The organism is Adlercreutzia muris (genome assembly GCF_041223505.1).
Classification (GTDB): Bacteria; Actinomycetota; Coriobacteriia; order Coriobacteriales; family Eggerthellaceae; genus Adlercreutzia; species Adlercreutzia muris.
On sequence record NZ_JBCLQK010000004.1, the window covers coordinates 107,723 to 128,907 of the forward strand.

17 protein-coding genes are annotated in these 21,185 nt (G+C 64.2%); 13 read left to right on the forward strand and 4 right to left on the reverse strand.

Translation table 11 applies throughout. The features are described from left to right. Nucleotides 1-51 precede the first annotated feature (51 nt). Nucleotides 52-855, forward strand: a complete 804-nt coding sequence (locus AAK988_RS05410; protein ID WP_369873479.1) for a DUF3825 domain-containing protein — start codon at nucleotides 52-54, stop codon at nucleotides 853-855. A gap of 194 nt (nucleotides 856-1,049) precedes the next feature. Here the strand turns inward: AAK988_RS05410 and AAK988_RS05415 are convergent, their stop codons facing one another. Next, complete coding sequence (locus tag AAK988_RS05415) at nucleotides 1,050-2,528, reverse strand: helix-turn-helix transcriptional regulator (protein ID WP_369873478.1); 1,479 nt, start codon at nucleotides 2,526-2,528, stop codon at nucleotides 1,050-1,052. 343 nt (nucleotides 2,529-2,871) lie between these two features. On the opposite strand from AAK988_RS05415, the gene AAK988_RS05420 reads away from it, so the two are divergent. The 7 genes from AAK988_RS05420 (at nucleotide 2,872) to dxr (ending at nucleotide 10,233) form a co-directional block, all read left to right on the forward strand. Continuing rightward, nucleotides 2,872-4,536 carry an FAD-dependent oxidoreductase gene (locus AAK988_RS05420; protein WP_321194126.1) on the forward strand — a complete coding sequence of 555 codons (1,665 nt, stop codon included), beginning with the start codon at nucleotides 2,872-2,874 and terminating at the stop codon, nucleotides 4,534-4,536. Continuing rightward, entirely contained in the window at nucleotides 4,536-5,111 is a 576-nt protein-coding gene (locus AAK988_RS05425) for a hypothetical protein (RefSeq protein WP_369873477.1), read from the forward strand. Before AAK988_RS05420 ends, AAK988_RS05425 begins: the two co-directional genes overlap by 1 nt. Nucleotides 5,112-5,611: 500 nt before the next feature. Further along, nucleotides 5,612-6,328: a UMP kinase gene (pyrH, locus tag AAK988_RS05430; RefSeq protein WP_135970643.1), complete on the forward strand. Its 717-nt coding sequence runs from the start codon at nucleotides 5,612-5,614 to the stop codon at nucleotides 6,326-6,328. Nucleotides 6,329-6,412: 84 nt separating this feature from the next. After that, nucleotides 6,413-6,976 carry a ribosome recycling factor gene (frr, locus tag AAK988_RS05435; RefSeq protein ID WP_135970644.1) on the forward strand — a complete coding sequence of 188 codons (564 nt, stop codon included), beginning with the start codon at nucleotides 6,413-6,415 and terminating at the stop codon, nucleotides 6,974-6,976. Nucleotides 6,977-7,008: 32 nt separating this feature from the next. Then, a complete protein-coding gene (gene uppS, locus AAK988_RS05440; RefSeq protein WP_151429518.1) occupies nucleotides 7,009-7,788 on the forward strand; it encodes an undecaprenyl pyrophosphate synthase in 780 nt (259 codons plus the stop codon). Further along, on the forward strand, nucleotides 7,789-8,940 hold the full coding sequence (locus tag AAK988_RS05445; RefSeq protein WP_151429519.1) for a phosphatidate cytidylyltransferase: 1,152 nt from the start codon (nucleotides 7,789-7,791) through the stop codon (nucleotides 8,938-8,940). Nucleotides 8,941-8,982: 42 nt separating this feature from the next. Next, nucleotides 8,983-10,233: a 1-deoxy-D-xylulose-5-phosphate reductoisomerase gene (gene dxr, locus AAK988_RS05450; protein ID WP_151429520.1), complete on the forward strand. Its 1,251-nt coding sequence runs from the start codon at nucleotides 8,983-8,985 to the stop codon at nucleotides 10,231-10,233. On the opposite strand, the gene brnA is transcribed toward dxr, so the two are convergent. The 3 genes from brnA to AAK988_RS05465 form a co-directional block, all read right to left on the reverse strand. Continuing rightward, nucleotides 10,230-10,490 (reverse strand): type II toxin-antitoxin system BrnA family antitoxin, encoded by a 261-nt coding sequence (gene brnA / locus AAK988_RS05455; protein ID WP_242369579.1) that lies wholly within the window; start codon nucleotides 10,488-10,490, stop codon nucleotides 10,230-10,232. The two genes, dxr and brnA, sit on opposite strands and share 4 nt — an antisense overlap. Beyond that, entirely contained in the window at nucleotides 10,459-10,725 is a 267-nt protein-coding gene (locus AAK988_RS05460) for a BrnT family toxin (RefSeq protein ID WP_369880476.1), read from the reverse strand. The genes brnA and AAK988_RS05460 overlap by 32 nt, the downstream gene beginning before the upstream one ends. 135 nt (nucleotides 10,726-10,860) lie before the next feature. Beyond that, entirely contained in the window at nucleotides 10,861-14,685 is a 3,825-nt protein-coding gene (locus AAK988_RS05465) for a VaFE repeat-containing surface-anchored protein (RefSeq protein WP_369873476.1), read from the reverse strand. Nucleotides 14,686-15,193: 508 nt separating this feature from the next. Between AAK988_RS05465 and AAK988_RS05470 the strand changes: the two genes are divergently transcribed. The 5 genes from AAK988_RS05470 (at nucleotide 15,194) to AAK988_RS05490 (ending at nucleotide 20,974) form a co-directional block, all read left to right on the forward strand. Beyond that, nucleotides 15,194-16,303 carry a site-2 protease family protein gene (locus AAK988_RS05470; RefSeq protein WP_369873475.1) on the forward strand — a complete coding sequence of 370 codons (1,110 nt, stop codon included), beginning with the start codon at nucleotides 15,194-15,196 and terminating at the stop codon, nucleotides 16,301-16,303. Between the two features lie 104 nt (nucleotides 16,304-16,407). Next, nucleotides 16,408-17,532, forward strand: coding sequence for a flavodoxin-dependent (E)-4-hydroxy-3-methylbut-2-enyl-diphosphate synthase (ispG, locus tag AAK988_RS05475; RefSeq protein ID WP_369880477.1), 1,125 nt, complete (start codon nucleotides 16,408-16,410; stop codon nucleotides 17,530-17,532). Then, nucleotides 17,529-19,289, forward strand: coding sequence for a proline--tRNA ligase (locus AAK988_RS05480; protein WP_369873473.1), 1,761 nt, complete (start codon nucleotides 17,529-17,531; stop codon nucleotides 19,287-19,289). Before ispG ends, AAK988_RS05480 begins: the two co-directional genes overlap by 4 nt. Nucleotides 19,290-19,548: 259 nt before the next feature. Continuing rightward, a complete protein-coding gene (locus AAK988_RS05485) occupies nucleotides 19,549-20,163 on the forward strand; it encodes a helix-turn-helix transcriptional regulator (protein WP_170272669.1) in 615 nt (204 codons plus the stop codon). 292 nt (nucleotides 20,164-20,455) lie between these two features. Further along, nucleotides 20,456-20,974, forward strand: a complete 519-nt coding sequence (locus tag AAK988_RS05490; RefSeq protein ID WP_240806149.1) for a hypothetical protein — start codon at nucleotides 20,456-20,458, stop codon at nucleotides 20,972-20,974. Nucleotides 20,975-21,185 lie beyond the last annotated feature (211 nt).

Here is a 21,185-nt window from a genome sequence, read left to right on the forward strand (position 1 = left end):
TTTCTAATTATAATAGGAAGATATTGGTAGCACATTATATGTGGGGTGAAAATGAAGCTAAGAGACTGGGCTTTTCTGGGCAACTATGAGTTTTTTACAAGTCGGGTTCGGCAACTTGCTTTGGACGAGCTAGAGCCTGAGAGATGGAGTTGCTCGGGAAAAAATGATTTCGGGGTATTGAAGAACTACCTGTACTTTACCTTCGAGAAACTTTGGCATGATCGAGAGGAAGCGGCGGACGAAGACAAGCAGACACTGATCTACATAGACGGCGATGTGGCCTGTTTCAACACCGGGCTTTTCGATAGAAACTGGCAGGAGATATATTTCTACTGCGAGAAGAACCCAAATGAGAATAAGCAGCCTTGGAAGTTTATCTCCTTCTGCAACAGCTATACAATGCAATATCGGCCCATAAGCCACGAGGCATGCTCGCGCTTGAGGCGGGCAAATTACTTCGAAGATCCCAGCCTGCTCTTGTTCGACAGCAGATTGGAAATCGTTCCTCAGTGGAATCATATTATTCATGACCCTGAGAATTTCCGTCGCATTCCCTCTAGTTTACGGGAAGGGGGCGAGTCCCTCTGCATGTCTGTGATCGACGGGGAGATACGCAAGGTCAGGAAGCGCATCCAGGCTAATTACAAAACTGTTGTTCCCCAATATTACAAAGGTCGGATACAGCTTCTTATGCCCCTCTATTTGACGAATCCCAACACTGCGGATCTTGCGCTCGTGCTCTCCTTGAGCGATGATCGGTCCGTTTACTATGGGCACACGTGCCTTACCATTGATATGGCGTACAACAACGCACGTCTCATTGCCCGGCCTGATAGCTATTGGCTTCACGTGTAGTTGACGAAGAAGGGAGCTTGTCTTAAGATGGCCCCGTTATGTGTTTGCTCGAGTGTTCGATTGGTGTTTAGTTCAGATTTTCTTTTTTCGTGAGTTTGTTGCTAGGAGCGGGATGCGAATTCCGCTCCTTATTTTATGCCAGACGCTGGCTGGGATGGTGCCGAGACCGCCAAGGCGCCTCGCTGCTCTAGGCCCTAGCGGGGCTGCTCAGCCAGGTGGTCGCCTAGGTCCACCAGTTCCTGGCGGGAGTGCACGTTGAGCTTCTTGTAGATGCTCTTCGTGTGGCCGCGGGTGGTGTTCTCCGATATGAACAGCTTGCCGGCGATGGCCGACACGGTGTGCCCCTTCATGAGCAGCTCGGCCACCTCGATCTCCCGCGGGGAGAGGCCGCGCTCCCTCAGGTACGCGCCCACGACGGCGCCTCGGTCTTCCCGGGCCGGGGCCTCTTCGACGTCGGAGGGTACCTCGGCGGGAGCAGCCCCCCTCGCCGACGACCGCGGCGCACGATTGAGGAGCTCGGCATCGGTGAGGGAGGCCGACGCCTCGCCCTTCCCCCTCGCTACTAGCACGAGGGCCACCGACAGCAGCACGATACAGAACAGGATGACGCTCGCCCCGTGGGCAAAGTCGCTGGAGGGAGCCGGGCCGAGCAGGGCGCCGGCCACGCCGCCGAGGGTCATGGCCAGAAGCACCGGCGCGATGCAGAGCGCGTACAGCGGCGAGGGCGGCAGGCCGTTGCGCACGGTGTACACCGCGCAGGTGATGATGAGCAGCAGGTTCAGCACCTCGAACCCGAACATGAGGAAGGCGTCCAGCAGGGGCGCGTACTGCTGTCCGAACAGCGACGGCAGCAGGAACACGATGGTGAGCGCCGGGAACAGCAGCTGGTAGATGTGCAAGATGTCGAAGCCCTTCGACAGGAACAGCTCGAGCGCCACCACCAAAAGGGCCGCCGCCGCAAAGCCGAGCAGCACGGCGAAAGTGCTTCCGGCCCCCGAGGAGCCCACGCTGCCGACGAGCTTCTGCGCGAATCCCAGAATGCCCACGCACAGCGCAGGGCGCCACAAATCGCCGATGGCACGGCGCAGGCGCGGACGCGTGAGGGCGGGCACCGCGTCCATCTCGATCTCCGCGAGGCTGCGCTGCAGGCTGACAAGCGAAAGGAAGGGCAGCACCGTCACCGTGACGAAGGCCATGGCCACCGCGGGCAGCATGCCGACGATGAGGTAAAGCACCACCGACATGGCCGCCGACAGCGGAATGCAGATGAGGGCCCGCTGCTGGCCCTCGGTGACGTAGAACAGCTCCCAGAGGAGGAAGAACAGCGCGCAGGCGCCGCCCATGAGCAGTCCCGCCGCCACAGCGAGCAGGTCGCCGCCCTCCCCGAAGCGGAAGGTGAGGAAGTATAGCAGCGCGGCCCCGCTGAGCATGAAGCTGGCGGCCGATGCCGCGCCGTGGGGCAACTCGCGGCGGCGCAGCGCGCAGACGAAGCCGAGGGCGCCCACGGCCGCGGGCAGCAGGATCTCGTCGGACAGGGCGTAGAGGTGCCACGGCCCGGCGAGCACGCCGCCGTCCTGGAACCCCGTGAGGGTCACGAAGGTGACGGTCCAGAAGAAGCCGAATCCCAGATGGTGAATGCGCAGCCCCTCGATGAGCCGCTTCGCTCGTTCCATGATGCCCTCCTTCCCTGGGTGCATTGTAGCAGCCGTCGGAGCCAGCCGCGGGGGCCGCTGTCAAGAACTTTGGGACGATAGGGGGCCCTGAACAGGCGGTTTCCAAAAACAACCCAAAATATGTCCCCCTCAAAAGTGTGATGGGGCACCCGAAATGCGGCGGTGCCGGTGCGACAAAATACCCAATTTGGTGGCTTACGCGGCTGTGCCGAAACGGGCATAGTGGCCCTCGACCCCGGCAAGGAGAAAGCCGGGGAGGGGCTGGCGTCCGCTCGCGTTGCCCGCGGATGCGCGGGGTGCGACGGTGCCGGCACGCAGGTCATACGAGACTATGGAGGGAAACATGACTGCAATTTCTCGACGCAATCTGCTCAAGGGCGCTGCCTTCAGCGCCGCCGGCGTGGCCGCCCTCGGCATGGCCGGCTGCGCGCCCCAGGATAGCGGGGCCGCCGACGCCGCGCTGTCCGAGACCGGCGAGGCTGCCAAGCACACCTGGGAGGTGAAGCCCGATCCCATCGCGGCCGACCAGATCACCGAGACCGTGGACACCGAGGTGCTCGTCATCGGTGGCGGCTATTCCGGCGCCTGTTGCGCCCTTTCCGCGGCTGAGAACGGCGCGAAGGTCGTGCTGGTGGAGAAGGACGCCGTGCTCAACGGCCACGGCGTGGGCGGCACCGGCGCCATCGCCTCGCGCGCCCTGGACGATCTGGGGCTGAAGTTCGACAAGTCGCTGGAGATGGAGCGCTGGGTATCCACCTGCGGCAACCGCTGCCGCGAGTCGCTCGTGGCCAAGTGGTTTCGCGAGTCGGAGCGCTGCATGAACTGGTTCTTGGACATGGCTGAGGCCAACGGCGCGAAGTGCATGGTCACCGTGGGCTCCAACTCCACGGTGCACCCCGAGATCGCCTGCTACCATTTCATGAGCGGCGGCCCGATCTTCGAAGAGCACACCATGGCCGACTTCGTGGAGTACATGTTCGAGGCTGAGGCTCTGAAGGCCGGCGCCGAATTCGTGTACGAGATGCCCGCCGTGCAGCTGGTGCAGGACGAGTCCGGCCGCGTAACCGGCGCCATCTGCCAGAACAAGGCCGGCGAGTACGTGCAGTACAACGCGAGCAAGGGCGTCGTGCTGGCCACCGGCGATATCAGCTACAACGACGAGTACATCAACGAGTTCGCCCCCGTGGCCAACCGCGTGTTCACGCGCCTGTGCTCCGACCAGGGCAACGTGGGCGACGGCCACAACATGGCCGCCTGGGCCGGCGGCGCCTTCCAGGAGGGCCCCTGGCCGACCATGATGCACCCGCAGGCGGCGGCCACCTTCCACGGCCCCTTCCTGTTCGTGAACCCCGACGGCAAGCGCTTCATGAACGAGGCCACCTGGGTACAGGGCAAGTGCCTGGGCGTGATGTACAACGGCGGCGCCGACCATGCCTGGTCCATCTTCGACGCCAACTGGCAGACCGACCTCTTGGGCTCGCTCGAGCACGGCGGCGGCATGTTCTGGGACACCTTCCGCCCCTATGGCTCCGACTACCAGGCCGCTGTGGACGGTCACACCGACACCGTGGAGAACGGCATCGCCGAGGTGCCCGACTACTACAAGCGAGCCGACACCCTGGAGGAGCTCGCCGAGATGATCGAGGTGGATCCGGCCGAGCTGAAGGCCACCGTGGAGCGCTACAACGCCCTGTGCAAGGCCGGCGAGGATACCGACTTCTACAAGGAGAAGCACTTCCTGTTCCCCATCGAGGAGGGCCCCTTCACCGCGTGCATGGTGGCTCCGGGCCTCTTGTCGGTGGTGGGCGGTATCCACATCTCGGACAACTTCGAGGTGCTGACCGCCGAGGACGAGCCGATTCCCGGCCTGTACGCCATCGGCAACTGCGCCGGTGACATCTACGCGGTGGACTACCCCATCAACATCCAGGGCAACAGCCACGGCCGCTGCCTGGTGGAGGGCAAGTGCCTCGGCGAGCAGCTGGCCGGCGTCTACCAGGAGATCTAGTGACCGCCGCTGTGACGGGGGCCGAGCGGGCCTGCGGGCTTCGCGGCTCCCGCGCCGGGGCCGACTCGGCGGCCGGGGCGGCCTCGCCCGAGCAGACCTTCGAGCAGTTGGAGCGCCTGTACCAGCAGCTGCCGGCCATGGAGGCCAAGGGCGCGGCACTGGCGCGGGCCCGCTCTGCCGCCGAGGTCGACCGCTTCGCGCGGACGGCCGCCTATCGAGCCGCCGAGCTCGACCGGGCCGAGGCCCAGGTGGCCGAGGCAAAGGCCCGCGTGGCTGCGGCTGGCTCTCGAGCTAGGGACGCTGCCGGGGTCGGCGACGCTGGTGAGGCCGGGGATGCGCGGCGGGCGCTCGTGGCTGCCGGCACCTGGCGCGGCCTGCGCGTGGGCCCGGCGCGCAACGCCGAGCGGGCTTTGACCCTGGCGCTGGAGGCGAGCCCCTTCGCCACGGTGGAGGAGGCTCGCGCGGCCCTGCTGCCGGCCGATACGCTGGCGGTGCTCGCTGCCGAGGTGGAGACCTATCAGCGCGACTACGCCGAGGCCCTGGCGGCTTGCCAGCAGCTGGAAGGCGCCGCCTAGCCTGGCCGCCGGTCGCAGCCGTGACGCCCCGCTGCCTGGCGGGGTGCCCCGCTGCGGGCCGGACGCCCTGCTGCGGACCCCTTCGATAACCTATCCCGCGCGGGACGCCAACCCTCCCTGGCGTCCCGCTTTCTCATGTCCGCCCGTGCGGATCGCCGATTTTTGGCCGGAAGCGACCTTCCGCGACGCTTTTCGCTGGCATCTTGGGCAAAATCGCCGCCTTCGCTCGTGCAAACCGCTGATTTCTGGCCAGAAAGATCTTTCCGGGGCGATCTCGATGACCATTTCAGGCGAAAACATCGCTTCCGCCCGTGCGGACCGCCGGTTTTTGGCGGGCCCTCTTTTCGGATTCGGTCAGTTTTCCGCTTGAAGAGGCGGCGAAGGCGCCCAAGGGGCCGTCTGTTTTTCTCAGGTCTTGGGGGAGCGCGGCGGTGCGGGGGCGCTATTTCGGGTAATATGTATCCGTTTAGATAGAACCTGCCGATGAAGGGATTTGCTCGATGGCGAACGAATATAAGTACGATCGCGTTCTGCTGAAGTTGTCCGGCGAGGCGCTGGCCGGCGATCTCGGGTATGGAATCGATCCGAAGGTGGTCGACGACCTGGCCGAGGAGATTGCCGAGATCGTGCACGACGGCGTGCAGCTGGCCGTGGTCATCGGCGGCGGCAACATCTTCCGCGGCTTGGCCGGCTCGGCCGAGGGCATGGATCGCGCCCAGGCCGACTACATCGGCATGCTGGCCACGGTGATGAACGCCCTGGCCCTTCAGGACGCCTTCGAGCGCCACGGCATCTTCTCCCGTGTGCAGAGCGCCATCAACATGCAGGAGGTCTCGGAGCCCTACATCCGTCGCCGCGCTGTGCGCCACCTGGAAAAGGGCCGCGTGGTCATTCTGGCTGCCGGCACGGGCAATCCCTATTTCACTACCGATACCACGGCCGCCCTGCGCGCCTGCGAGTTGGACGTGGACTGCGTCATGAAGGCCACCAAGGTGGACGGCGTCTACGATGCCGACCCCACGACTCATCCCGAGGCCCAGCGCTTCGACCGCATCAGCTACATGGACGTGCTCAGCCGCGGCCTCAACGTGATGGACGCCACGGCCACGTCGCTGTGCATGGACAACGACGTGCCCATGATCGTGTTCAGCTTGACCACGCCCGGCAACATCAAGGCCGCGCTCCAGGGCGAGCCGGTGGGCACGGTCGTCGAGTAGCGCGCACGGCCGCGGCCTTCCCGGTCGCGCATTTTGTATCCGAGGAGCCCGCGGGCTCTGTTCCTAAAGAGGGAGGAAACCCCAATGGCAGATATCGATGAGATTCTCATGGGCGCCGAGGAGCGCATGGAGAAGGCCGTGGCGGCCTTGAAGGACAACTTCATCGGCGTGCGCACCGGCCGCGCCAACGCCATGGTGCTCGACCGCATCAAGGTGGACTACTACGGCGTGCCCACTCCGGTGAACCAGATGGCCGGCGTGAAGACGCCCGAGGCGCACCTGCTGGTCATCGAGCCCTGGGACAAGGGCGTGCTGCGCGCTATCGAGCAGGCTATCCTGGAGAGCGATCTGGGCGTGACCCCGAACAACGACGGCAACGTCATCCGCCTGCCGTTTCCGAGCCTGACCGAGGAGCGCCGCCGCGATTTGGTGAAGCAGTGCAAGACATTCGCCGAGGAGGCCCGCGTGGCCGTGCGCAACGCCCGCCGCGATGCGAACACCGCGGTTGAGAAGGCCGTGAAGAACGACAATCTTCCCGAGGACGAGTCCAAGCGCGCCGAGGCCGAGATTCAGAAGATGACCGACAAGTTCGTCGCCGAGATCGACGAGGTGCTGAAGAAGAAGGAAGCCGAGGTCATGGAGATCTAGCTGGTTCCGTGGGCGAACCTGCGAGAAATGATATGGCTAAAAGTTTGGATTACATATTCCCGAACCCGCCCGCGGGGCTCGACCCTGCGGCGCTTGATCGTGCGCGGGTGCCCGAATCGGTGGCCATCATTATGGATGGCAACGGGCGCTGGGCGAAGAAGCGCGCGCTCAATCGCCTGCGCGGACACAAGGCCGGCATCGAGGCGGTGCGCGAGACCATTCGCTGCGCGTCTGACCTGGGCGTTCGGTACCTCACCATTTACTCGTTCTCTACGGAGAACTGGAAGCGGCCCGAAGACGAGGTCGTGGGGCTCATGGATCTGTTTGCCAAGACCATGCTGGCCGAGGTGGACGGGCTTCATGCCGAGGGTGTGCGCGTGCGCACTATCGGCGATCTGTCGCCGCTGCCTGCAGAGACGCGCGAGGCCTTCGACGCCGCCTGGGAGAAGACCCGCGACAACGAGGGAATGACCCTGGTGGTGGCCGTGAACTACGGCGGTCGCCAGGAGATTTTGCGGGCCACGGCCGTCTGCATGCGCGAGGCGATCCTGATAGCCGAGGAGACCGGCGAGGTGCTGGAGCCTACCGAGGAGATGTTCGAGCGCGGGCTGTACACCTGCGGTATGCCCGATCCCGATCTGGTTATTCGCACCTCGGGCGAGATGCGCGTGTCGAATTTCCTGCTGTGGCAGATCGCCTATAGCGAGTTCGTGGTGACCGATGTGCTGTGGCCCGACTTCGACCGGTACGAGTTCCTGCGCTGCCTGCTGGCGTACCAGGGCCGCAATCGCCGTTTCGGGGGCGTGGCCTAAATGAGAGGCGGCATCTCCGACGACGAGAAGAAGAGTCGCGCCCGTCGGGCCCGCGAGCGGTTGCGCCAGAGCGCACCGAGCATCAAGGGGGCCCGTTGCGAGCCCAAGGCCGACCATATCGGGTTCGGCCTGCTGACCGATGAGGATGAGGAGCGCGAGCTGCCCCCGCTGGCCTGCGACCCCGCCTCGGCGCCTCCTGGGCCGCCGTGGCATTACGACCTTTCCGAGGAAGAGGAGCAGGCTCGCCAGGAGAAGCGCGAGACCCGCCAGGAGAAGCGCGACCGCCTGAAGCGCAAGGCCCTCGACAAGGCCCCGCAGAAGCTGAAGAATCCCTCTGATTTGCAGGTGCGCTTCCGTACCGGCGCGGTGTACACGGCAGTGACCGTGGTGTGCGTGCTGGCGGGCAACATTCCCATGGTGCTCATGCTCATGGCCGTGGCAGGCATCTGCGCTGGGGAGTTCTTCTACATGCTGCGCTCCGATGCGAAGCTGCCCAACGAGATGCTCGGCATTGTCGCGGCGGTGCTCTATCCGGCGAGCGTGTATCTGGCCGGGCTCATCGGCGCCATGCTCGTGAGCCTGGGGCTGCTGCTGGCGCTGATCGTTTGGTACGTGTTCTGGCTGCGGGCCCGCATTCCCGATGTGGGCGTGAGCTTCTTCGGCGCAGCCTATACCGGGCTTTTGCTGTGCGGTCTCATCGTCATCCGCGTATCGCTACCGGAGCCGTGGGGCGGCATCGTGGTGCTGTTGCTGTTCTTGAGTGTGTGGGCCAACGACGCCTTTGCCTACCTGGTGGGCAGCAAGATCGGCCGTCACAAGCTGGCTCCGCGCACGAGTCCGAAGAAAAGCTGGGAGGGCTTCTTCGCGGGGCTCGTGGGCTCGGTGCTGTTCTGGTGCGCCATCTCCTTCGTGCCAGGCGTGACCATGTCCGTCGTGCAGGCGGTGGCCTTCGGGGCTATCGCCGGCTGCATGGGCGTTCTGGGAGACTTGGCCGAGAGCCGCATCAAGCGCAACTCGGGCTTCAAGGATTCCGGCACTATCATGCCCGGCCATGGCGGTCTGCTCGATCGCAGTGATTCGCTGTTCCTCACCTCCATTACCGCCGCCATCCTCATGGTGGCCGGCGGATGCATTCCCTACGTCGTCTTCTAGGGCGGCATCCCGCCTTCTGTTCCCGACCTGAAAGGCAGGCCCATGAGCAAGCGCCGCATCGTCGTTCTCGGCTCGACCGGCTCCATCGGCACCCAGACACTGGATGTGGTGCGTCAGCATGGCGACCAGCTGGAAGTGGTGGGGCTCGCCGTGCATGGGAGCTTGGACGGCCTGCTCGCCCAGGCCCGCGCGTTCGGCGTGCGCCATCTGGCCGTGGGCGACTCCTCTCTGATCGACGATCCCCGTTGCGATGAGGCGCGCGCTCTGGTGGCTGCGCTGCCCGGCGCTGTGGGTGAGAGCGAGGCCTCTTTCGCCGTGGGGCCCGAGGCGGTGGCGGCCCTGGCCCAGCTGCCCGAGGCCGATGTGGTGGTGAACGCCCTGGTGGGCGCTGCGGGCCTGCGGGCGAGCTACGATGCCCTGGCCGCTGGCAAAGTGCTGGCCCTAGCCAATAAGGAGTCACTCGTGGTGGGGGGCGACCTCATCATGCCCTTGGCGGCCCGCCTCGACGAGCAACGCCGTGCCGATGGCGCGGCTCCGGTCACAGGCCCGGCGGGGGCGCTCATGCCCATCGATTCCGAGCACGGCGCCATCTACCAGTGCCTTCTGGGGGAGAATCCCCAGGAGGTGTCCAAGCTGTGGGTGACGGCATCGGGCGGCCCCTTCCGCGGGAAGACTCGCAGCGAGCTGACGGCCATCACGCCGGCCCAGGCCCTGGCCCATCCCACCTGGAACATGGGGGCCAAGATCTCCATCGACTCCTCTACCCTCATGAACAAGGGCCTGGAGGTGATCGAGGCGCACCATCTGTTCGCCATGGCCTACGACCAGATCGAAGTGGTGGTGCAGCCCCAGAGCGCCATCCACTCCATGGTGGAGTTCACCGATGGCTCGGTGCTCGCGCACCTCGGTACGACCGACATGCGCATTCCCATTCAGTTCGCCCTGTCCTACCCGGCTCGCTGGGAGGCTCCGGTGGCTCCTCTCGATTTCCGCACCCTGGGCACCTTGGAGTTCGCTGCCCCCGATACGGATACGTTCCGCTGCCTGCCCCTGGCCCGCCATGCGGGCGAGGTGGGCGGCACGCTGCCTGCGGTTATGAATGCTGCCAACGAGGTGGCCGTGGCGGCGTTTCTGGCCGAGCAGATCGGCTATTTGGACATTGCCGCCTGCGTGGAGGCCGTCATGGAAGCCCATGAGCGTGCGGGCGTCCAGCCGGTGGAGAGCCTCGATCAGCTAGAGGCGGTGGACGGCTGGGCCCGCGCCCAAGCCCGTTTGTGGTGCGCCGCCCGCTAGCCTTGCAGCATGCGCTGACGCTCCTTGTCGGCGCGGTCGACGAGCCACATATTGATGACTCCCTTGCGGGTCATGCCTCGCCGGCTGGCTTCTTCGTCGAGAGCGGCAATGAGCCAGAGGGGGAGTGTGACAGTGATGGTTTTGGTCGTGGTGTCGAGCAGGGGCCGGGCGGCAGCGTCAACGTCAAAATAGTCGAGCACGTCTTCGCCGGCCTCGAACCGATCCTCAAGGTTTTCGGCGGTTGTTACACCTGTCATAGAATCTCGCCTCCTTTTTAGTTGAACGCCTCACGGAGATTATGCGTACCGCTATTCCCCGATAGGCGATGATGGCTGTCCAGCAGACCCCGTCCATTTTCGCGATGACCATGCGCCGCCGTTCTCCGCGTTTCTTGGCTGCCATTTCGACAAGCCCGCGGTCGTTCCAAAGTCCGCCCTCCCCTAAAGCCGATGCCGTGCTTTTCTTGATTTGAGGCATCCTTAGCGGCATCATAAAGGGAATGCATGATGCGCTCCTCTGAAATGGCCTGTATGGTTAGATAGAGACCATGTAGATATTAAATTGATTTCAAAATGATATAGATCATTGAGGTGATGGGTAGGGCGGCCTGAGGCCGCCCTACTATGGCTACTTGTGACGGTTGCGGAAGCTGTGCCAGGCAAGGGCTCCGCCGAAGCAGGCGGCCAGGGCTGCGATGCCGATGGGAATGAGGTTGTTGTCGCCTGTTTGGGCCAAGCGCCCGGGAGCGGGAGAGGCGGCCTGACTCGGTTCGGGCTCTTGGGGCTCGGGCTCCTCGGTGCCGCCCGTGGGAGGTAACGGCAGGTCGGGGTAGCCGTAGGTGACCGTCTGCCCCTCGTCCTCCAAGTCGGCGTGGAGGGCCACCTCCGCATCGCCATGGTAGAGCGACTCGAAGACGACGAGGCTCGCGCCATCGAGGTCGGTGCCGGGGATGGTGATTTCCACTTCTACGATGCCATCGCTGTGCTCGGGCACGAAGGTCTTCTCGGCGGTGATGATCTCATCGCTCACGGCGAAGGGCTCGCCGCTCTGCTTGTCCATGAGCAGGGCCACAAGACGGTATTCGAAGCCCGGGGTGAGGCCCTGGTAGCTTACGGCATCGACGATCGTGACCTCTTCGGCCGGTTCGCCCTCGTGGGTGCCGCTCACGCTGTCGCGGGCGGAGGTTGCTATGGTGATGGGGTTGGCGGTGATAGTCTGCTTGCGATCGTCAATATCGTGGTGGGCGGCCACCTCCGAGCCGTTCTTGAGCAGGGTCTCGAACACGACCAGCTCGGTGGATTCCTCGATGCCCGAGGCATCGAAGTGCAGCTCGATGTTCTGGTAACCGTTGTAGTCGTTCGGCGTGAAGGTAGCGGATGCAGCCACTTCGGCGTCATCGGCGAGGAAAGGCTCGCCGGTGGATTTGTCCATCAGCACGGCCTGCAGCTCGTAGGGCTCGCCCGGCTTAAGGCCGGAATAGGTCACGCGATCCACAATGGACACATCGGTATCGGCGCTGATCTCGCGGTCGCAGAGATCGTTGGAGATGCCGTCGTAGGCGCTCGTGCGGATGGAGGGGCGCCCAGCAGCAGTGTTGTTGAGCGTGCCCAGGTCGATGGCGAGGTCCTGGTCGCTCTCGTCCACGACGATCTCATCGTGGATCATCTGGAACAGCTCGTTGGCGGGACAGCGCAGCTCTTCCAGCTCGTAAGTATCGAAGGGCAGCGCTCCGTGCTCGTTGTCGGGATCGATGGCCGTGCCGTCGGCTCGTAGACCGAACCACGTGCCGGCGGTGGGATCGAGGGCATCGACATCCAGGGTGAGGGGCATGCGGAAGCTGCCGTCGGGGGCGCGGAACTGCTCGTCGTTGCTGTTCGTGCGTTGGTCGTGGGGATGGGCAGCGGTGGACTCCGTGGAGGCGAGGCCGTTCTTGTCGGTGACGATGATGTGCCACTCGCCCGTCGTCTTGGAAGTGAGCTTGAAGGGAATGCCCGCTAGCTTGGCAGCCCCTTCGGCCCGCTTCATGAAGCGCAGATCGGAGCGCACGACCTGATCAGTTACGAGATCGCCGTTCTCCTCGGCGTCATAGGTCTCGATGATCTCGCCGTCGTGGTCGGCATCGGTGATATGGCGCACGCGCACGGTGGGATCGAGTCGGTAGCCCTCAGGGGCCTTCACCTCTTGGATGGCGTAGGTGCCGATGGGCATGGCGATGGTGCCGTCAGAGAGCTTGTAGAAATCGGATCCACTCACTTTGTAGGGGAGCTGCGTCTCTTGCCCGTTCTTGTCCATGTGCGTGAAGCTACTTTCCGCGTCTTTCAGTACGAACGCGCCCTCATCGTTGGTGCGCACGACCCAGCTGGCTCGCGGCGTTAAGGGAGCGATGGACGACGCTGTGCCGCCCTTTACGTCATGATAGTCGATACGGAAGTGCGCGTCCCCCAAGGTAGCCGCACCTTGGGCAAAATTCTCCTTGCTTTGGGCATCTCGCTTCTGGATGAAAATGGACAGAGGGTTTAGCTTCGCCTTGTCGGTGACGGCCGTGGTGTTGACGCGGGTCACGGCTCCGTCGGTGACGATGACGGGGTAGATGCGGGTATCGAGGGCGAATCCCTGAAGCGGGCGCTTCGTCTCGCGTACCCAGTAGGAGCCGATGGGCAGCCCGTCGGCTCGGGCATAGCCCTCTCCCTCGGCCGTCAGGTCGGTGCGCAATTCGCGAGCGAGCTGCGTGCATGCCTCATCGCGGTAGATACCGTAGGTGGCGCCGGCGAGGGTATAGCCGGGATTGTTGCCGGTCAGCTCGGGATAGTTCGACTGCTTGAGCAGGTCGATGGAGCCCTGCTGGGGCACGTCCTCGAAGACGAGGGAGCTTATAGCCTCGGCATCGCTTGCGGCTTCTACGGCGAGGGCCTTGACCGAGGGGGCCAGGCGGAAACCGGGGGGCGCGAAGAGCTCGGCGACGTAGTACGTGCCGGCCTCGATGTCCTCGACGACGTTGCTCGCGCCGTCGCTATCGGTCACGAATGTGAAACCCGCGTTCTGGTCGGCCCAGGCGCGCGCCTCCTCCCAGGTACCCCAGGCACCGTTCTGGGCCTGGCGCGATGCCGCCTCGGCAGAAGATTGCCCATCGAAGGCGGCGAACACGCCGTGCTCAAGGGAGTAGTTCCCATTGGCATCGGAGATGGCCGGCTCGGTAGACACCTTGGTAAGCTGGGCCTTCCCGGTGGTTACGGGCGCAGCGAGCAGGTAGCCCACGACATCCTGGAACTCGTTGCCCGTAGCGGCGGACATGGCGTCGAATTTGTAGTAGAACTTATACCAGCCCTGGTACTGCGTCTGGGGCCCCGTGTAGGTGCCCTTGAACACGATGTAGTTATCGCCGGCGGGGTTGGTGGTGACGGCGCCGTAGCCGTTGTTCACATTGGATGATCCGCAGGTGCCGTGGGCCATGGCGCGGTTGGTGGGCGCAGTGCCCGAGCTGATGCCGGCGTCGAAGAAATCGCGGCCGGTGGTGACGTAGCGATCGTAGTAATGGCTGCCGGTCTGGGCTGTGGCGAACTGGGCGGCCGACCCGTTGCGGGCCGCCACCGTATCCCACAGGTAGAGGTCCACGGCGGCATCGAAGGAACTGTCGTTCACATCGAGGAACCAGTCGTTGAAATTGGTGCTGTTGGGCTTGCTGTTCTCCCATACCTGGGAGGCACTGAAGAGCACGCCGAAGCCGTAGCTGCCCACTTTCTCCGGCGGGAAGCCGTAGGCCTTCTGCTTCTCGATCTGCTGATCGGTGAAGTTCTCGAGGCGCGTGTGGGGGTTCAGCTGGTAGCGCTTTTCGGCCTGGCCGGGGAAGGCGCGAGCGCTCTCGCCGGCTTCCGCGGCTCCCGTGGCTGCGCGCACGAGGTCGGGAATGTCGGAGGAGAAGGTGATCTCCTGGTCGTCATAGGTGATGGTCACGTCGTCGGTGTCAAGGTCGGCCAGGACGTAGCGCTCGTAGGCGGGATGGGCGGGTGAGAGCCAGAAGACGATTCCGAGGCTGTCCCGTCCCTCTTCGTAGACGGCCGGGAGGCGCACCGTGCCTGTCTCGGCATCGTAGGAGCACTCGGCGGTGATGTCGCGCTGCTCGTAGTTGAAGGCGGCGTAGTTCTCGTATACCTCGAAGGACAGATTGTCGCCATAGTGCAGGGTGGCCGGATCGTCGTTCACCGTTACGACGAGGTCATCCCCATCGCGCAGGTAGGGAGCTTCGTAGCCGGCGTAGTCGATGGTCTCCCCGGCTTCGTCCTTGAAATGGAGCATGACGGGCACGGTGCTCTGCTCGTCGGCTTGGGCGACGACGGTCGCCGGCGTGGTGAAGGGCATGATGCACGCCATGAGGAGGAACGCCATAATGGCGCTGATGATCTTTTGGGTGCGGCCCGGAGCGGGCCGCGCGAGATCTGGACGGGTGGGATCCATGGAGGGCTCCTTTCTGCGCTGGCCCGGAAGGCGCGCGGGTCGATGGAAGTGCCGAACGCGAGGGATGGCCCGATGTCCGAAGGGGAAGAGGGGGGGGCTGTGCCGGCTCGCGTTCGACGGCGCCTACTGTAGGCTCCCAAAACCGTAGAAATGTCGCGGGAACGTCGCACCTGATTCCCGCCGCGCGCCGTCCCGGCACCGTGCCAGAGCCTTCCCCCGTACGTCCTTGCGTCGCGGTGGGGTCGTCGAGTCACCCGTCCGCAACACTTGCCCTCGCCACCCGGAACCGTCCGCCACGCCCGTCAGCGTCGCGCTCCGAGCCGCTCCGGCCTCCGCTTTCGCCGTAGCTGTGAAGGCCCCGTAGGCCCCTTGTAGTTATTTCAAGGGCGACCCCGGTGCGAGGAGGCGCGATCGGGAGCGCTCCTTATAATGGGCGGCGATACACGCCCGTCGGCCCGCCTGGGACGGAGGCCGGCGAACAACGATTCTCGTCTAAAGGAGTTAGTGAGTGGATATTCCCATCATGCTCGTGTGCGCCGTCATCACCATCGGCTTCCTCGTGTTCATCCACGAGGGCGGCCACTTTCTGGCGGCTCGCGCGTTCGGCATTCGCGTGACCGAGTTCATGCTCGGTCTTCCCGGCCCGTCGGTGGGCTTTACCCGGGGCGAGACCCGCTTCGGGGTGACGGCTGTGCCGCTGGGAGGCTATGCCAAGGTGTGCGGCATGGAGGCCGGTCCCTTGCAGCCGCACCTGCAGGAGGTGCTCGCGGCCCTGTATCGCCGCGGCACGGCCAACATGGAGGACGTGGCTCGCGATTGCGGCATTTCCGACGATGCGGCTTACGAGGCCCTGGAAGAGTTGGTGGAATGGGGCAGCGTTGTCGGCCCGCAGAAAGCCGATCAGTTCAACACCTACCGCGCTCCGCGCGTAGCCCCCACCAAGCGCCAGCTCAAGAAGGCCGCTGCTGCCGGCGCGCCGGCGCTGCCGAGCTACGAATTGGGCGAGGCTCGCCCTGTGCACGACGAGCGCGCCCTCTACGAGAGCGAGTATCGCCAGCAATATCGGTCGCTGCCTTTCTGGAAACGCTCGGTCATCCTGCTGGCCGGCATTGCCATGAACCTGCTGTTCGCCATGGTCGTGTTCATCCTGGTGTTCTCGGTTGTCGGCTTTCAGGTGGCCCACCCCGAGACCGGCGAGGTCACCACGATTCACGCCTCGGTGCTGCAGGCGCTGCAGGCCGGCTTCATGTACATCGGCATGGTGGTGCAGGCGGTGGCGGGCCTGTTCAATCCCGCGACGGCGGCCCAGACCGTGTCCGACTCCACGTCCATCGTGGGCATCGCCGTCATGTCGAAGGACTTCTTCCAGGCCGGCCTTGTGCAGGGGCTGGAATTTATGGCCATGATCTCGGTGTCGCTCGGCATTATGAACCTGCTGCCCATTCCCCCGCTGGACGGCGGCCGCTTCGTGGTGGAAATCTTCCAGAAGGGAACGCGCCGCACGGTGTCCCAGAAGGCCATGAACTACATGTCCATGGCCGGTATGGCCCTGTTCCTCGGCTTTTTCGTCATCATGCTGAACCAGGATATCCAGCGCTTCGTCTTCGGGAATTGGTAAGCCCTGCCGCGCACAGCGAAATGGATGATGTATGGGGACGGCCTGCGGGCCGTCCTCGGCTTTATAATAGATAGAACTAGTTTCGTTCTCAGTAAGGAACGCCTATGAGTGATGCGTTAAAGCCCTGTGCTGCCGGGGCTGTTTCGACGGCTGCGGCTGGCAATAAGCCTTGCAAGCCCCACGCCCGCACGCGCCGCGTGATGGTGGGCACGGTTCCCGTGGGCGGCGGGGCGCCGGTGGCGGTGCAGAGCATGTTGAATGCCCCGGCCGACGACGTGGAGGCCAACCTCGCGCAGATAGAGGCGCTGGCGGAGGCCGGCTGCGAGATCGTGCGCATGGCCATCCCGCGCCGCAACTGCCTGGACGCTTTCGAGGCCGTGTGCGCCGCGTCACCTCTGCCCGTGGTGGCCGATATCCACTTCGACGCGCGCATCGCCATCGAGGCGGCTCGGCGCGGGGCGGCGAAGCTGCGCATCAACCCGGGCAACATCGGCGGCTTGGAGGCCACGCGCGCGGTGATCGTCGCGGCCCGTGCGGCGGGCATCCCCATCCGCATCGGGGTGAACGCCGGCTCGCTTGATGATGCGCTCGCGGCCCGCGATGACCTCACGCTGCCCGAGAAGCTGGTGGCTTCGGCCACCGAGTACGTGCGCTTCTTCGAAGAAGAGTGCGACTTCCGCGATATCGTGGTGTCGGCCAAGGCCCACGACGTGCAGACCACCATCGACACGTACCGCCTGCTGGCCTCTGCGTTGCCGCAGGTGCCGTTGCACATCGGCGTCACCGAGGCGGGCACGGCCTTCCAGGGCATCATCAAAAGCGCCTGCGGCCTGGGAGTTCTTCTGGAAGAGGGCATTGGTGACACCATGCGCATCTCGCTCACCGACGACCCGGTGGTGGAGGTGCGGGCCTGCTGGACGCTGCTAGGCTCGTTGGATCTGCGCCGCCGCGCCCCCGAACTCATCAGCTGCCCTACCTGCGGCCGTTGCCAGGTGAACCTCATCGGCCTGGCGCGCGAGGTGGAAGAGCGTCTCGCTACCGTGAGCAAGCCGGTGAAGGTGGCCGTCATGGGTTGTGTGGTGAATGGCCCCGGCGAAGCCGCCGATGCCGATATTGGGGTGGCCTGCGGCGCAGGCTCCGGGGTTGTTTTCTCCCATGGTAAAATCGTTCGCAAAGTGCAAGAGGCGGAAATCGTTTCCGCCCTGATGGAAGAGTTGGAGAACCTATGATTCAAATCCTGCGCATGAGCAATCTGTACGCCCCCACCCTGAAGGAAGACCCGTCGGACGCCGACATTGCCAGCGCTCGCCTGCTGCTGCGGGCCGGCATGCTGCGCAAGACCGCCTCGGGCGTGTACACGTTCTTGCCGCTGGGCTGGCGCGTGCTCCGCAAGATCGAGGATATCGTGCGCGAGGAAATGGACGCCGCCGGTGCCCAGGAGATTCTCATGCCGGCCCTGCAGCCGGCGAAGCTGTGGCACGAGAGCGGCCGCTGGGACGACTATGGCCCGGAGCTCATGCGTCTGACCGACCGCCACGACAACGAGTTCTGCCTCGGGCCCACCCATGAGGAGCTCATCGTGGACTTGGTGCGCAACGAGCTGCGCTCCTACAAGGAGCTGCCGGTGAACCTGTACCAGATTCAGACGAAGTACCGCGACGAGATTCGCCCCCGCTTCGGCCTTCTGCGCTCCCGCGAGTTCATTATGAAGGATGCCTACAGCTTCAACGCCTCTCAGGAATCGGTGCAGGAAACCTACGACGCCATGGGCGAGGCCTACAAGAAGATCTGCGACCGCTGTGGTTTGGAGTGGCGCGAGGTGGAAGCCGACGGCGGCCAGATCGGCGGCAGCGTGACCGCCGAGTTCATGGCCCTGGCGGAATCGGGCGAGGCCGAGCTGGTGTACTGCTCCTGCGGCTATGCGGCCGATGCCGAGGCTGGTGCCTGCCTGGCCCGCCCCACGCTGTACGAGGTGGATGCCATGGAGAAGATTGCCACGCCCGGCGTGCACACCATCGCCGAGCTGGCCGCGTTCCTGGACATCCCCGAGTCCTCCACGGTGAAGGCCCTTTCGGGCAAGGATGCCGAGGGCAATCTCGTGTGCCTGTTCATCCCCGGCGACCATGAGCTGAACGAGCTGAAGATCGAAGGCGTGGTGCCCGGATTTGCGCTGCTGACCGATGAGGAGATGAAGGACTTCGGTCTGTGCAAGGGTTCCATGGGCCCGGTGGGGCTGCCCGAGAGCGCGCGTGTTATCGCGTGCGCGAGCCTGCAGGCGGTGCCCCAGTGGGTGGTCGGCGCCAACGAGGACGGCTTCCACTATGTGGGCGCCCGCCTCGGCCAGGACTTCTCGGTGGACGAGTGGGCCGACCTGTCTACGGTCAAGCCCGGTGATGGCTGCCCCGAGTGCGGGCTGCCCCTCGATGGGGCCCGTGGCATCGAGGTGGCCCAGATCTTCCAGCTGGGCGACAAGTACTCCCGCGCCATGGGCGCCACGTTCATGGACGAGGAGGGCAACGAGGTTCCCTTCTTCATGGGCTGCTACGGCGTGGGCATTTCCCGCACTCTGGCCGCCATCGTGGAGCAGCACAACGACGAGCACGGCATCATGTGGCCTCCGTCGGTGGCTCCGGCCCAGGTGTGCGTGGTGCCGCTGACCGTGGGCGACGACGAGGTACAGCCCATGGCCGAGAAGATCGCGCGAGATTTGGCCGAGATCGGCTTCGAGGTGGTCGTCGACGACCGCGACGAGCGCGCCGGTGTGAAGTTCAACGACGCCGATCTCATCGGCTGGCCCGTGCAGATTGTCGTGGGCAAGCGCGGCCTGAAGGAAAACAAGGTGGAAGTGAAGCTGCGCCGCACCGGCGAGAAGAAGGACGTGTCGCTGGACGTGTTGGCTGAGCTCATGGGCTTCGCCCGCCGCGCCATGCGCAACAACACCCATACGGGTGCTGGCTACGGCAGCTTCGACGCCATTTTCGGCTAGGAGCGAGGCTTTTCAATCAGAGGGAGGCCCCGGAAGGCAGCCTATGCTTTCCGGGGCCTTTCTTGTTTCGCGCCGAAAGGACGCGAGCCGCACCGAATGGATGCGAAATCTCTGCGCGTCGAATGATGTAAAGCACCAGCTCAGAATCCCTGTCAAAGACTTTTGGCAGGGGTTTTTCATTGGATGGGGGGCCATGTCAAAGAGTTTTGGTGGTAGGGTGGCACCCGTCATGTCACTCTGATTGCGAAAGGACGGAACAGTGGAGCTGAAGGAATCGTTGAAGGAGCATCGGGCCCGCCTCGGTCTGTCTCAGGAAGAATTGGCGGAGCGCATTTTCGTGTCGCGCCAGACCATATCGAACTGGGAGACTGACCGAACCTATCCCGATGTGCAGAGCCTTCTGTTGCTAAGCGAGCTGTTCGAGACGTCCATCGACGAACTCGTGAAAGGAGACGTGGCAACTATGGAGAAGACCATCAAGGAAACCTGGAAGACGATGCAGAATTGGGCGCTGGCCGCCTGGGGCTTGGTGGCCGTAGGATTCATCTGCCTGATTGTGGGATTCCTGCTGCCGACGGGCCCCTCGTCGCTGGCGGCCAACTGCACCGAGGGCGAGGTGCTGGGCATCGTGCTGTTCGTGGCCTTCTGGGTCATGGGCCTTATCGTTATCAACAAGGTGGAGATCATGAAGAAGCAGAACGACCTGGTGACTTACCGGGAGATTGTCGCTTTTTCCAAGGGCGAGGACATAGAGGCTGACGAGCAGGCATTCAGCCGCCGTCACCCGGCGCTTTCCAACGGCCTGAAGCTGTCGGTGAGTGCGATTTCAGGCTTCGTGGTGATGTATGTGGTGATGAAGATATTTATGGGCTAGGTGGTTGCCGGGCGACTGCTGCAGTGTGGTGAGGCGGTCGAGGCCCGTTGCCGGCGCAGAGTCGCGTGCCGCTGCCTGCGGGCTCGGCCAAGGGGCACCGTGCCGTCCTTGGGCGCATCTGCGGCTCCGTGTCGCCATCTGCGACGCGGCTGAGGCGAGCGGCCGATGAATATGACCGAGGCAATCATCTTCTGACGGGGCGGTAACGCTGTCGGCCTTTGGGGTGCGGGGCCTGCGGAGGGTCGTATAGTGGAAGGCGCGAAACCGCCACCGAGATAAGGGAGGCCCGATCATGACAACGATTGCCGACGGACTGAAGGATGTGTTCCTGGCCGGTGTGGGCGCCATGGCCCTAGGGGCTGAAAAGACCCAGGAGCTGGTAGAGCAGCTCATCGCCAAGGGCGAGATCACCGTGGAGCAGGGCAAGGAGATCAACTCCGAGGTGCTGAAGCGGGCTCAGGCCACGGCCGAGCGCGTGGGCCAGCAGGCTCAGGCCGCGGCCGACGAGGCGGCCCATCAGGCGAAAGTGGTCGCCAGCCACCTGGGCGATCAGGCCAAGACTGCCTCCGAGCTGGCGAAGGAGCAGGCCGAGGCCGCGGTGTCCATGGCCCGCTCTCAGACCGAGATGGCCGCCGATGCCGTTCAGAAGGCGGCCGGGGAGGCCAGGAAGGATTCCGCCGACTTCGCCGCCGCTTTGAAGCACGACGTGCTGGAGGCCCAGATGGCTGCCATGACGCCGGAGGAGCGCACCGCGTTCGCGGCCAAGGCCGCCGAGATCGCCGCTCGCGATGCAGGCGCGAAGGCAGAGTAGCTGTTGGAGTCGCTTCTTCTCGGTATTGTACTGAGCCCCGAATTGACGATGTGAACGGCACAACCGTTAAAACGGGGCGGGAAATGAGCCGTAAAGCCGATAATGGGCGTAGAAGCGGGCTCGAATTTCCGCTTCGCACGGCACAACCGTCAGTTTGAGGCGGAAAAGGATTTGGAACGAAAAAAGGGAACCCACGCGATGCGGGTTCCCT

Excerpts from the sequence above, each read along its gene's own strand:
- frr (WP_135970644.1), top strand. The coding sequence starts at position 6,413 with ATGGCAGATATCGATGAGATTCTCATGGGCGCCGAGGAGCGCATGGAG.
- AAK988_RS05420 (WP_321194126.1), top strand. The coding sequence starts at position 2,872 with ATGACTGCAATTTCTCGACGCAATCTGCTCAAGGGCGCTGCCTTCAGC.
- pyrH (WP_135970643.1), top strand. The coding sequence starts at position 5,612 with ATGGCGAACGAATATAAGTACGATCGCGTTCTGCTGAAGTTGTCCGGC.
- AAK988_RS05480 (WP_369873473.1), top strand. The coding sequence starts at position 17,529 with ATGATTCAAATCCTGCGCATGAGCAATCTGTACGCCCCCACCCTGAAG.
- AAK988_RS05445 (WP_151429519.1), top strand. The coding sequence starts at position 7,789 with ATGAGAGGCGGCATCTCCGACGACGAGAAGAAGAGTCGCGCCCGTCGG.
- ispG (WP_369880477.1), top strand. The coding sequence starts at position 16,408 with ATGAGTGATGCGTTAAAGCCCTGTGCTGCCGGGGCTGTTTCGACGGCT.
- AAK988_RS05490 (WP_240806149.1), top strand. The coding sequence starts at position 20,456 with ATGACAACGATTGCCGACGGACTGAAGGATGTGTTCCTGGCCGGTGTG.
- AAK988_RS05415 (WP_369873478.1), bottom strand. The coding sequence starts at position 2,528 with ATGGAACGAGCGAAGCGGCTCATCGAGGGGCTGCGCATTCACCATCTG.
- brnA (WP_242369579.1), bottom strand. The coding sequence starts at position 10,490 with ATGACAGGTGTAACAACCGCCGAAAACCTTGAGGATCGGTTCGAGGCC.
- AAK988_RS05410 (WP_369873479.1), top strand. The coding sequence starts at position 52 with ATGAAGCTAAGAGACTGGGCTTTTCTGGGCAACTATGAGTTTTTTACA.
- AAK988_RS05465 (WP_369873476.1), bottom strand. The coding sequence starts at position 14,685 with ATGGATCCCACCCGTCCAGATCTCGCGCGGCCCGCTCCGGGCCGCACC.
- uppS (WP_151429518.1), top strand. The coding sequence starts at position 7,009 with ATGGCTAAAAGTTTGGATTACATATTCCCGAACCCGCCCGCGGGGCTC.
- dxr (WP_151429520.1), top strand. The coding sequence starts at position 8,983 with ATGAGCAAGCGCCGCATCGTCGTTCTCGGCTCGACCGGCTCCATCGGC.
- AAK988_RS05460 (WP_369880476.1), bottom strand. The coding sequence starts at position 10,725 with ATGATGCCGCTAAGGATGCCTCAAATCAAGAAAAGCACGGCATCGGCT.